This is a genomic window from Candidatus Corynebacterium faecigallinarum (assembly GCF_052264515.1).
Classification (GTDB): domain Bacteria; phylum Actinomycetota; class Actinomycetes; order Mycobacteriales; family Mycobacteriaceae; genus Corynebacterium; species Corynebacterium faecigallinarum.
This window is the reverse complement of record NZ_JBQQOC010000021.1, coordinates 40,570-52,837: the sequence shown is the minus strand read 5'-3', so window position 1 is coordinate 52,837 and position 12,268 is coordinate 40,570. Positions and strand designations below refer to the sequence as shown.

The window sequence follows — 12,268 nt, the reverse complement described above, 5'->3', positions numbered from 1 at the left end:
CGTTGTGCCCCAGTTGCCCATGTCGATGCTGAACTCGTGCCCTACCTCAGGTTGAAAGTCGGACGACATGAACCACTGACTGAGCTCCTCCGGGTCGGTCAGTGCCTCCCAGATTCGGTTGCTCGGGCAGGGGATGAACTCGTCCGCTTCGATTGCATGGCGGTGTGGCGTTGTCATCAGTTCTTCTCCAGGTGGTTGCGAAGATCCTTCTGGGTGCCGCGCCAGAACTTCTCGTACGGGCTGAGCCAGTCAGAGACAGGTTCCAGTTGCCGTGCATTCAGACTGTAGATCCTCTCCCTTCCTCTCTTTTCCTCGGTGACCAGTCCCGCTTTCCGGAGGATGCTGAGGTGCTCGGACACACTTGGACGTGCCATGTCGAAGTGAGCGGCCAGTGAGTTGACCGACTGGGGTTCGTGGAGGAGGAGGTCCAGTAGCTGACGTCGGTGATTGTTGGCAACGGCGACGAATACCTCGTTCGTGGTCGGCATGACACCACGATATGCGTAGGTAATCCCCTACGTAACAGGTATGGATCCGCTACTTTCCATTCGGAGAATTGCTGACGTCTCGGAGAATTGCTGACGTCGATCCCCGGAGATGCACGAAAGCCCTGTAGGGGTGGACCTACAGGGCATGTGCGGAAAGGGTGGAGGACTAGTCGTCCTCGATGACGCGCACCGCGCCCTTGTCGGCACTGGCGGCCATCTTGGCGTAGGCGCGCAGGGCCTTGGTCACCTTGCGCTGGCGGGTGGCCGGCTTCCAGGGCTTGTCCGAGGCGTTCATTTCGGCGCGACGGGCCTCGATCTCCTCGTCCGGGATGTCCAAGTTCAGCTGGCGGTTGTGCACGTCGATGGTGACGGTGTCACCGTCGCGCACCAGACCGATCACACCACCGTCGGCGGCCTCCGGGGAGATGTGGCCGACCGAGATGCCCGAGGAACCGCCGGAGAAGCGGCCGTCGGTGATCAGGGCGCACTTCTTGCCCAGGCCGGAGCCCTTGAGGAAGGCGGTCGGGTGCAGCATCTCCTGCATACCCGGACCACCGGACGGGCCTTCGTAGCGCACCACGATGACATTGCCCGGCTGGACCTTCTTCTTCAGGATGACGTCCACGGCCTCCTCCTGGGACTCCACGACCAGGGCCGGTCCGGAGAAGTGCCACAGCTCCTCGTCGATACCGGCGGACTTGATGACCGCACCGTCGGGGGAGATATTGCCGCGTAGGATCACCAGGCCACCGTCGACGGTGAAGGCGTGCTCCACGGAGTGGATGCAGCCCTTCTCCGCGTCGGTGTCGAGCTCGTCCCACACATTGTCGGTGGAGAACGGCGTGGTGGTTCGCACGCCACCCGGGGCGGCGTGGAAGAGGTCGATCGCCTCCTGCTTCGGCGACTCAGCCCGGATGTCCCAGGCCTCGAGCCACTCCGGCAGCGTCCTCGAGTGCACGGTGTGCACGTCTTCATTAAGCTTGCCACCGCGCCACAGCTCGCCGAGGATGCGGGGGATGCCACCGGCACGGTGGACATCCTCCATGTGGTAGTCGGAGTTCGGCGAGACCTTCGACAGGCAGGGCACGGACTTCGACAGGTCGTCGATGTCCTGCAGGTCGAAGTCCACGCCACCCTCCTGGGCGGCGGCGAGGATGTGCAGCACGGTGTTGGTCGAGCCACCCATGGCCATGTCCAGCGCCATGGCGTTCTGGAAGGCGTCCTTGGTGGCGATCGACCGGGGCAGCACCGAGGTGTCGCCCTCGCCGTAGTAGCGCTTGCACAGGTCGACGATGGTGCGTCCGGCCTCGCTGAACAGCTCGCGGCGGAATGCGTGGGTGGCCAGGGTCGAGCCGTTGCCCGGCAGGGACAGGCCGAGGGCCTCGGTGAGGCAGTTCATCGAGTTGGCGGTGAACATGCCGGAGCAGGAACCGCAGGTCGGGCAGGCGGCCTGCTCCACGGTCAGCAGGCCCTGCTGGGTGACCTGCTCGTTGGCGGAGGCGGAGATCGAGTGGATCAGGTCGGTGGGGGCGTGGGCGACACCGTCGACGACCACGGCCTTACCGGCCTCCATCGGGCCACCGGAGACGAAGACCACCGGGATGTTCAGACGCATGGCGGCGTTGAGCATGCCCGGGGTGATCTTGTCGCAGTTGGAGATGCAGACGATGGCATCGGCCTGGTGGGCGTTGACCATGTACTCCACCGAGTCGGAGATGATCTCACGGCTCGGCAGGGAGTACAGCATGCCGGAGTGCCCCATGGCGATGCCGTCGTCCACGGCGATGGTGTTGAACTCGCGGGCGACACCACCGGCCTCCTTCACGGCCTCGGCGACGATCTCGCCGACGTCCTTGAGGTGAACGTGGCCGGGGACGAACTGGGTGTAGGAGTTCGCGATCGCGATGATCGGCTTGTCGAAGTCACTGTCGCTCATTCCGGTGGCACGCCACAGCGAGCGCGCTCCGGCGGCGTTCCGTCCCTGGGTGGTCACCGATGACCGGAAGGGGATCTGGTTCATGGTCTCGTCCTACGTCCTCTCGTTCGGACCGTTGTGTGCGCCCCCGGCGGGATCAATGGTGGCCGGGGCGACGCCGTGCTGCCCGGTCCGCGGGGCAGTATGTCGTCGAAATCTGTGTCGTGCTCAGGGTCTTACTCGGTGTCGTGCAGTGTGGGGCAAAGCGGTAACTTACACCGTGCCGGGGCACCCGGGCGAGTGGTCAGCTCTCCCGTGTGTCAGCGGGGCCGTCACCGGCCCCGCTGCCGCTCTCTCCGTTGTCGCTGGCGTCCTGTCCGTCGCGCTCCCGCTGTCGGCGGGCGAGTTCCTCGCGGGCCATGTAGCTGGCACGGCGGCTGGATTCGTAGTCGGCGTATTCCTCTTCGTCCATCAGGACGGCGTCTCCGCTGTCACGTTGGACGACCCGGACACTCTCGTCGATGGTCTCCAGGGTCGGGGTCACCGGGTCGGGGATCCTCCCGTCAGTCACGTCAGCCAGGGTCACCAGCGAATTGAAACTAACTCCCGGGAGGGGGAAGGTGCTGTCGTCGTGGTCAATGGCGAGGCCTTTGCCTCCTCGGGTGAATCGTATCGCCTTGAAGTCCTCCCAGGCCAATGACCTGGTGGGATGGAAAAGGTAGCGGGCGGTCATGCCCTGCTCGGTGAAGGTGGTACGGCACCGCAGGGTCCAGATGATGAACACCAGCGGCAGGAGCGGGAGCCAGAAGAACACCTTCGGCGAGTAGGCGACTCCAATGAGGCTCAGGGCGAACATCAGGGCGGCGGCGATCAGGTGTGCCTGGTCGACTCTGACGGTGTGCGGCAGGGTCGGCGATCCCGTGGAACTCATGGTGGTCCATTTAATCAGGTCATCGGACGCTCCGACTACTCCGGTACCGGGTAGCCGGGGTTCGGGGTCACCGGGGTCACCGGGGTCACCGGGGGAGTCAGGAGACGGTGAGGGCCTGCGGGCCGTCGGTTGCTCCGTCGCCTGAGTCGCCTGTGTTGCCGGTGCCGTTGGCTCCAGCAGCTCCCGAAGCGGTGTCGCCGGTGTTCCCTGAGTTGCCTGAGTTGCCGGAGTCATCGGAGCCGGTGGAACCGGAATCAGAGTCGGTGTTCGCGCCGTCCTGCTGCCCGGCGGGGCTGTCGGTGCCCTCATCGGTGGTGCCCTCATCCACCGGGTCGGTGGTCTCCTGCTCGACCGGAGCCTCCTCGGTGGGGGTAGATGTCTCCTCGGTGACCGAGGTGGTGTCCCCGGTGCTGCGGTAGCGGTCCGGTGACAGCCAACCAGCCGAACCGTCCTCGGGGTTGGTGGAGAACAGGGCGAGGAGGCCGACGACGGCCAGTGCGAGGAACAGGGCGAGGGTGCTGGGGCGGAAGCGTCCACCCAGGCTCAGCACGTTCTTTGTCTTCGAGTCGTACGGCCCGTCGAGGGCTGTGCCATTCGGGTGGTTCTCGTGATGGGTGTCGTCGTCGGTGCCGGAGTCGGCGTCAGAGTCGCCGTCGGACGCTGCTGCGGTCGCTTCGGCACCACCGGTGGTGGCTGACATCACAACCGTTTCATCGGTGGATGTGTCGGTGCTCTCGGCGCCGTCGAGTTCCTCCGTCTGATCAGTGTGGGGATCGCCGCCGGCGGTGGCGGCGTTGACGAGTTTCTGTGTGTCACTGGAGGCGTCGAAGGCGGAGGTGTCGTCAGGCTTCTGTCCGGATTCCGGGGCAGATTCCCGGGCAGATTCCCGGGCAGATTCCTGGGCGGCAGCCCGGGCGGACACTGCCCCGGCCAGTGGCAGGCCGGCCTCCAGCACGCTGCTGGTCTCGCCGGGTGCCTGGTAGCGGTCCCAGAAGGTGTTGATGATGTTGGTGCGGATCGCCCGCTCCACCGCCCACTGCAGGGCGGGACTGGTGGCGACGTTGATCTCCATGCCGACCGTCCACGGCAGTCCGGCCGCGGTCGGGGCAGTGATGCTGCGGGCCGGAAGGAGGGTGATCTCGCCGCGGATGTCATCGGCTACTCCGGCGGCGTCCACCGCATTGTGGGCAGACTCCGAGACCTTGTCCACCAGGTCCGTCATTGACTCGCCCTTGGTCAAGGGGAGGTCGAGCTGGACGACTGCCCGGGCCCACTGCTTGGAGTAGTTGATCGTCACCGTGGCCTTGCTGTTGGGCACGGTAACCAGCTCGCCGTTGAAGGTGCGGATCTGGGTGGTGCGCAGGGTCAGCTTCACGACGGTGCCCATCAGGGCATCGCCGGTGTCGTCGAAGGTGATGATGTCGCCGACGCCGTAGTGACGCTCCGAGATGATGAAGAAGCCGTTGAGGAAGTCGCCGATGATGTTCTGCGCACCGAAACCGACGGCCGCGGAGACCACGGTGGCTGGCACGGCGGCGCCCAAGGGCGGTACACCCAGGTTCGACAACGCCACGAGGATGAGGATGAAGTAGGCGACGATCTCGAGGATGTAGACCAGGGCGCCGACCAGGGCAAGACTGGCCTTGCCGGACTCCTCATCCTCCTCGAATCGTTGACTGACCCACCGGGTCGCCTGTCGGCCGAGGCGGGGGATCAGGATGCCGATGATCAGCAGCGCGGAGAGAGGGAGTCCGTGCGCGATGACCCACTCCCACACCCGGAACAAGAAGTAGCTGAAATCCATGGCGCCGACGATAGCCCCTCCGGATTGGGATTTGCTGAAAAAGGGGGGACTGACTCCACCTCGCGTCCATTCTGTGGGACTGGGGGTATCAGCGGGTGGGAAAAATCTTCGCATTTTCGTTGACCGGTGCCGGACCGTCGGCTAGTATCGCCTGTCATGACGACGTTCCTGATTCTTGTATCCGCCGGGCGCTAGAGCCCCTGCGGTCACCTCGCGGAACTTATCTGGCGCCCCCGCCCCGGCCTGCACCGGGTAGCGGGGGCGTAGTTGGTTCACAAGGAATCTGGAACAGTCGGCCATCCACAACACATGACCATCTAAAGGAGTGCACGGACGGTGAACGACACCTCTCGCCCACACCCCAGTCCCGCCACGCTTGCCGCGTCCGGCCGCGGTAAGCGTCCCGAACGCATCAACGGTGCCCAGGCGGTAGTCCGTTCCCTCGAGGAACTGGGGACTGACGTCGTCTTCGGTCTTCCCGGCGGAGCGGTGCTGCCTCTCTACGAAGCCCTCTACGGCTCCGAGAAGCTCAACCACATCCTGGTTCGCCACGAGCAGGGTGCCGGCCACGCCGCCACCGGCTTCGCCCAGGTCTCCGGTGAGGTCGGCGTCTGCATCGCCACCTCCGGCCCCGGTGCGACCAACCTGGTCACCCCGCTGGCCGACGCCAACATGGACTCCGTGCCGGTCGTGGCCATCACCGGCCAGGTCGGTTCCCACCTGCTGGGCACCGACGGCTTCCAGGAGGCCGACATCCGCGGCATCACCATGCCGATCACCAAGCACAGTTTCATGGTGACCCGTCCCGAGGAGATCCCCGCGGCCATCGCCGAGGCCTTCCACGTCGCCAGTACCGGACGCCCCGGTGCCGTGCTCGTCGACATCCCCAAGGACGTCCAGAACGCCGAACTGGACTTCGTCTGGCCGCCGACCTACCGCCTGCCGGGTTACCACCCGGTCACCACCCCGCACTCCCGCCAGATCGAGGAGGCCGCGCGCCTGCTCGCCGAGGCCAAGAAGCCGGTCATCTACGCCGGCGGTGGCGTGATCAAGGCCAACGCCAATGCCGAACTGCTGGCCTTCGCCGAGCAGACCGGCATTCCGGTGACCACCACCCTGATGGCACTCGGTGCCTTCCCCGAGTCTCACCCGCAGCACCTGGGCATGCCCGGGATGCACGGCACCGTCCCCGCAGTCGCCGCTCTGCAGAAGTCGGACCTGATCCTGGCCCTCGGTGCCCGTTTCGATGACCGTGTCACCGGTGACGTGGACTCCTTCGCCCCCGGTGCCAAGGTCATCCACGCCGACATCGACCCGGCAGAGATCGGCAAGATCCGCGACGTCAAGGTTCCGATCGTCGGCGACGCCCGTGAGGTGCTGAGTGCGCTGAGCCGCACCATGACCGACCTGAACCTGGGGAAGCCGGACACCGAGACGTGGACCGAGTACCTCAACGGGCTCAAGGAGGACTTCCCGCCCGGCTACGATGAGCCGGACGACGGCAAGCTCGCCCCCCAGTTCGTCCTGGAGAAGATCACCGAGGCTGCCGGCCCCGACGCCGTGTATGTCGCCGGTGTGGGCCAGCACCAGATGTGGGCCGCACAGTTCCTCAAGTTCGAGAAGCCGCGCACCTGGCTGAACTCCGGTGGCCTGGGCACCATGGGCTACTCCGTGCCTGCCGCGATGGGCGCGAAGGCTGCCGCGCCGGACACCGAGGTCTGGGCCGTCGACGGTGACGGCTGCTTCCAGATGACCAACCAGGAACTGGTCACCTGTGCCGTCGAGGGGCTGCCGATCAAGATCGCCCTGATCAACAACGGCAACCTGGGCATGGTCCGCCAGTGGCAGACCCTGTTCTTCGACGGTCACTACTCCCACACCAACCTCAAGCCGGGCGAGCGCTACCTCCCCGACTTCGTCGGGCTGGCCGAGTCCATGGGCTGTGCCGGCTTCCGCGTCACCGAGAAGGACGACGTCGAAGAGGTCATCGCCAAGGCCCGCGAGATCAACGACCGACCGGTCGTCATCGACTTCATCGTCGGTGAGGATGCCCAGGTGTGGCCGATGATCGCCGCCGGTGCGTCCAACGACGAGGTGCAGTACGCCCGCGACCTGCGTCCGCTGTTCGACGACGAGAACTCGGCGGCCGAGCAACCCAGCGAGATCCACCAGACGATCAAGGAAGGCGAGCAGAACTGATGTCTCAAGTCCACACCCTGAGCGTCCTGTGTGAGGACGTCGACGGTATCGCATCGCGGATCACCGGCATGTTCACCCGCCGTGCGTTCAGCATCATCTCCATCGCCTCGGGACGCACCGAGGTTGCCGGAGTCAACCGCTTCACCATCCAGGTGGAGGGCGAGGACCACGTGATCGAGCAGATCACCAAGCAGCTCAACAAGCTGATCCCGGTGATCAAGGTCTCCCGCCACGATCCGGACTCCATCGTCTGCCGTGGTCTGATGCTGGTCAAGGTCAGCGCCGACAACTCCAACCGCACGCAGGTCGTCGAGGCCGTGAAGCTGTTCCGCGCCCACGTTGTCGACGTCGGGCCGGAGTCGTTGGTCATCGAGGCCACCGGTACCCCCTCCAAGCTCCAGGCGCTGCTGGAGGTCCTGGAGCCCTTCGGCATCCGCGAGCTGGTGGAGTCCAGCGTCACCGCGGTCAGCCGTGGCCAGAAGGCCATGTACCCGGCGAAGCTCTGACCACGCTCTCGATGGCGTGTGGCCACCGCGCCACACACCATCCACCCTTTGGGACGCCCATCTCACGACCTGAAATTCATTCCTGTTAGCATTGTGTTCAGAGAGAACTCTGCAGCACCCTTCCACTGAAAGGCACACCAACCATGGCAATTGACGTTTTCTACGACGACGACGCTGACCTGTCGATCATCCAGGGCCGCAAGGTCGCCGTCCTGGGCTACGGCTCCCAGGGCCACGCCCACGCCCAGAACCTGCGCGACTCCGGTGTCGAGGTCGTCATCGGCCTGCGCGAGGGTTCCAAGTCCGCCGTCAAGGCCGAGGAGGCCGGCTTCAAGGTCCTGTCCAACGCCGAGGCCACCAAGTGGGCCGACGTCGTCATGATCCTGGTTCCGGACACCACCCAGGCCACCGTCTACACCGAGGACATCGCCCCGAACCTCGAGGACGGCAACGCCATCTTCTTCGGCCACGGTCTGAACATCCACTTCAAGCTCATCGAGCCGGCCGCGAACGTCACCGTCGCCATGGTTGCCCCGAAGGGCCCGGGCCACCTGGTCCGCCGCCAGTTCGTCGACGGCAAGGGCGTGCCCTGCCTCATCGCCGTGGAGCAGGACCCGAAGGGCGAGGGCCGCGACCTGGCCCTGTCCTACGCCGCCGCCATCGGTGGTGCCCGCGCCGGCGTCATCCCGACCACCTTCGAGGCCGAGACCGTCACCGACCTCTTCGGTGAGCAGGCAGTGCTCTGCGGTGGCACCGAGGAGCTCGTCAAGACCGGCTTCGAGGTCCTGGTCGAGGCCGGCTACGAGCCCGAGATGGCCTACTTCGAGTGCCTGCACGAGCTCAAGCTGATCGTTGACCTGATGTTCGAGGGCGGTATCGCCAACATGAACTACTCGGTCTCCGACACCGCCGAGTTCGGTGGCTACCTCTCCGGCCCGCGCGTCGTCGACGCCGACACCAAGTCCCGCATGAAGGACATCCTGACCGACATCCAGGACGGCACCTTCACCAAGCGTCTCATCGCCAACGTCGAGGGCGGCAACAAGGAGCTCGAGGGGCTGCGCGCCGACTTCGCCGAGCACCCGATCGAGGTCACCGGCACCAAGCTGCGCGACCTGATGAGCTGGGTCAAGAACCCGCTCAACGAGACCGCCTAGTCTCTGCTGCACTTTCGGTGGCCGCCCGGCCGTCGGTAGGCGAGGTCCCCCAGGGATCCCGCGCTGGAACTGACCCCCTCCGCTGTCGCGGAGGGGGTTTGTCGTGCGCGGGTAGGGAGGTGGAGGGGGCGAGATCGCTGGGAGGGAAGCGTGACGGATGCGCCCTTTCGCCGGCAGAGGGGATCGATTCCGTCACGGGAACCTCCGCTTCACCCCATTGGGGCCCGAGCATACCTCCCCGGGACCGCTCGTATCGTGCGCTGAAGCCAGGCCGTAGTCAGCTGGCGGACGTCCAGGAGGAGTCGCCGTAATGAAAACGATTATGGTAGCCAAAGGGTGGCGTTGACCTTCTGTGTTATTGCGCCTATCCTCGTTGGTGGCGCTTAATGGAAACGAGAGGAGTGTCGGGGACGATGACCCAGGGGCACAGTCACGATCACGAGCATGGCCACAGCCACGAGCACAGCCACACCCATGCCCAGGGGGTGCGCGGCAAAGCGCTCTGGTTCGTCATCGCGCTGACGCTCACCATCTTCCTGGCACAGGTCATCGGCGGCATCCTCTCCGGGTCGCTGGCCCTGCTTGCCGACGCCGGTCATATGCTCTCCGACGCCGGTGGGCTGATCGTGGCCGCTCTCGCCATGCTGATCGGTTCGCGTCCGGCGACCACGCGGTCGACCTACGGTTTCCGCCGCGCGGAGGTCATGGCTGCACTGGTCAACGCTGGAGCAGTGGCAGTGATCGGCGTGTGGATTGCAGTGGCCGCCTTCCGACGGCTCGGGGAGGGGCCCGAGGACATCCAGACCGGTCTGATGCTCACGGTTGCTGTGGTGGGTCTAATCGCGAACGTCATCTCGGCGGTGATCCTGCACCGCTCGACGGGGGAATCGCTGAATATGCGCGGTGCCTACCTGCACGTCCTGGTGGACCTGCTCGGCTCGGTCGCGGTCATCGTCGCCGCCGTGATCATCCAGTTCACCGACTGGCTCTGGGTGGACGCCGCCGCCTCCCTCATCATCGCGGCGATGATCCTGCCGCGGGCGTGGGCGCTGATGCGCGAGGCGGGCAGCGTCCTGATGGAGCAGGTGCCTGGCGGCGTGGACGCTCTGGGGGTGCAGGACGCCATCCTGGACACCCGTGGTGTTGAAGCGGTCCACGACCTGCACCTCTGGTCGGTCGACGGCGAGTCGACGATGGCCACCGTGCATGTGGTGACCTCCGACCGGGAGGCACGCGTCCTCGATGAAGTCCAGCAGGTCTTCGCCGACGCGGGGATCACCCACAGCACCGTGCAGCTCGAGGCGCCAGAACATCACGGCCACGAACACCTGGACTGTGACTCCCCGTTGGGCGGCGAGGTCCGCGAGGCCGGCGAGGAGCACTGAGCCGAACACTGCCGGGGGAGGGCGTGGGGGATGGTTCGGTGGACCTGTGTGCAGACGCGCGGCCATGGACGTACTAAGCTGTCCATGTCGTACGTCACCCTGGGTGGGCACGAGCCGCCACGGGGAAGAAAGGCGTGGGCCCCGACGCCTTCGACGCGGTCGTGCCGGAGGTGCCGGGAAATGCACACCTGTCAGGAGAACCTGTGAGTCAGAATTCCCGTCCCGTCGTCCTCATCGCCGACAAGCTCGCCCAGTCCACCGTGGACGCCCTCGGCGACTCCGTTGAGGTTCGCTGGGTTGACGGTCCGAACCGTCCTGAACTGCTGGAAGCCGTCAAGGATGCGGACGCTCTGCTCGTCCGCTCCGCCACCACCGTCGACGCCGAGGTGCTCGAGGCCGCACCGAAGCTGCAGATCGTCGGACGCGCCGGCGTCGGCCTGGACAACGTCGACATCGAGACGGCCACCGCCAAGGGTGTCATGGTCGCCAACGCCCCGACCTCCAACATCCACTCCGCCTGCGAGCTCGCGATCTCCCTGCTGCTGGCCACCGCCCGCCAGATCCCGGCCGCGGACAAGACCCTGCGTGACCACGAGTGGAAGCGCTCCGCCTTCAAGGGCGTCGAGATCTTCGGCAAAACCGTCGGCATCGTGGGCTTCGGCCACATCGGTCAGCTTTTCGCGCAGCGTCTCGCCGCCTTCGAGACCGACATCATCGCCTACGACCCCTACGCCAACCCGGCCCGCGCCGCCCAGCTGGGTGTGGAGCTCGTCGAGCTGGACGAGCTGGTCGCCCGCGCCGACTTCGTCACCATCCACCTGCCCAAGACCAAGGAGACCGCCGGCATGTTCAATGCCGAGCTGCTCGCGAAGTCGAAGAAGGGGCAGATCATCATCAACGCCGCCCGTGGTGGCCTGGTTGACGAGCAGGCGCTCGCCGACGCCATCAAGTCCGGCCATATCCGCGGCGCCGGCTTCGACGTCTACGCGTCCGAGCCCTGCACCGATTCCCCGCTCTTCGAGCTGGACGAGGTCGTCGTGACCCCGCACCTGGGTGCCTCCACCGTCGAGGCCCAGGACCGTGCCGGAACCGATGTCGCCGCCTCCGTGCTCAAGGCACTGGCCGGCGATTTCGTCCCGGACGCCGTCAACGTCACCGGTGGCAAGGTCTCCGAGGAGGTCGCACTGTGGCTCGGCCTGGCCGCCAAGCTCGGCACCGTCGCCTCCGGCCTGTTGGACGCCCCGGTCACCGCCGTCAACGTCGAGGCCCGTGGTGAGCTCTCGGGCGAGTCCGTGGACGCTCTCGGCCTGTCCGCCCTGCGCGGCGTCTTCGCCGGCGTCGTCGACGAGCAGGTCACCTTCGTCAACACCCCGCAGATCGCTCAGGAGCGCGGCGTGGAGCTGACCGTCTCCACCGCCGACGAGTCCGTCACCCACCGTTCCGTGCTCGAGGTCACCGTTGTCACCGGCGACGGCGCCTCGGTCTCCGTCATCGGTGCGCTGACCGGCCTGGAGCGCGTCGACAAGATCGTCCGCATCAACGACCGCGGCCTGGATCTGCGTGCCGAGGGCCTCAACCTGTTCCTCACCTACACTGACCAGCCCGGTGCCCTGGGCACTGTCGGTACTTTCCTGGGCCGGGCGGGCGTCAACATCGACGCCGCAGCCCTGTCCCAGAACGAGGACAACGACTCCGCCACCCTGGTGCTGCGTGTCGACAAGGAGATCGAGCAGGATCTGGTCGACCAGGTCGCCGACTCCCTGTCCGCGTCCCGTGCCGTGCTGCTCGACCTGAGCTAGGAACGCTCAAGCGAGGCACGCGCAGTTCGCCGACTCCGGCGGGCGGGCATTCCCCTGACGGGGTGCCCGCCCGCCGGCGTCTTT

Annotated in this window: 10 protein-coding genes; 5 read left to right on the top strand and 5 right to left on the bottom strand. The window is 66.1% G+C overall.

Annotated features, from left to right (window positions below; all coding sequences use genetic code 11):
• From ACTXPP_RS11075 to ACTXPP_RS11055, 5 genes are all read right to left on the bottom strand, one after another.
• Positions 1–177: SRPBCC family protein (locus ACTXPP_RS11075; protein ID WP_443342141.1), on the bottom strand; the 177-nt coding region annotated here is incomplete at its 3' end.
• Positions 177–488, bottom strand: coding sequence for an ArsR/SmtB family transcription factor (locus ACTXPP_RS11070; RefSeq protein ID WP_301498988.1), 312 nt, complete (start codon positions 486–488; stop codon positions 177–179). The genes ACTXPP_RS11075 and ACTXPP_RS11070, both read right to left, overlap by 1 nt.
• Before the next feature lie 166 nt (positions 489–654).
• Positions 655–2,508: a dihydroxy-acid dehydratase gene (gene ilvD / locus ACTXPP_RS11065; RefSeq protein WP_301520783.1), complete on the bottom strand. Its 1,854-nt coding sequence runs from the start codon at positions 2,506–2,508 to the stop codon at positions 655–657.
• 199 nt (positions 2,509–2,707) lie between these two features.
• Positions 2,708–3,334, bottom strand: a complete 627-nt coding sequence (locus tag ACTXPP_RS11060; RefSeq protein WP_301498924.1) for a PH domain-containing protein — start codon at positions 3,332–3,334, stop codon at positions 2,708–2,710.
• 97 nt (positions 3,335–3,431) lie between these two features.
• A complete protein-coding gene (locus ACTXPP_RS11055) occupies positions 3,432–5,138 on the bottom strand; it encodes a mechanosensitive ion channel family protein (RefSeq protein ID WP_443342136.1) in 1,707 nt (568 codons plus the stop codon).
• A gap of 336 nt (positions 5,139–5,474) precedes the next feature.
• Here ACTXPP_RS11055 and ACTXPP_RS11050 point away from each other — a divergent pair, with 336 nt between their 5' ends.
• From ACTXPP_RS11050 to serA, 5 genes are all read left to right on the top strand, one after another.
• A complete protein-coding gene (locus ACTXPP_RS11050) occupies positions 5,475–7,337 on the top strand; it encodes an acetolactate synthase large subunit (protein WP_301498013.1) in 1,863 nt (620 codons plus the stop codon).
• On the top strand, positions 7,337–7,843 hold the full coding sequence (ilvN, locus tag ACTXPP_RS11045) for an acetolactate synthase small subunit (RefSeq protein ID WP_301498015.1): 507 nt from the start codon (positions 7,337–7,339) through the stop codon (positions 7,841–7,843). The genes ACTXPP_RS11050 and ilvN overlap by 1 nt, the downstream gene beginning before the upstream one ends.
• A gap of 143 nt (positions 7,844–7,986) precedes the next feature.
• Entirely contained in the window at positions 7,987–9,000 is a 1,014-nt protein-coding gene (ilvC, locus tag ACTXPP_RS11040; protein ID WP_443342133.1) for a ketol-acid reductoisomerase, read from the top strand.
• A gap of 413 nt (positions 9,001–9,413) precedes the next feature.
• Positions 9,414–10,385: a cation diffusion facilitator family transporter gene (locus ACTXPP_RS11035; RefSeq protein WP_443342132.1), complete on the top strand. Its 972-nt coding sequence runs from the start codon at positions 9,414–9,416 to the stop codon at positions 10,383–10,385.
• 203 nt (positions 10,386–10,588) lie between these two features.
• A complete protein-coding gene (gene serA, locus ACTXPP_RS11030) occupies positions 10,589–12,184 on the top strand; it encodes a phosphoglycerate dehydrogenase (RefSeq protein WP_301524822.1) in 1,596 nt (531 codons plus the stop codon).
• Positions 12,185–12,268: the final 84 nt, after the last annotated feature.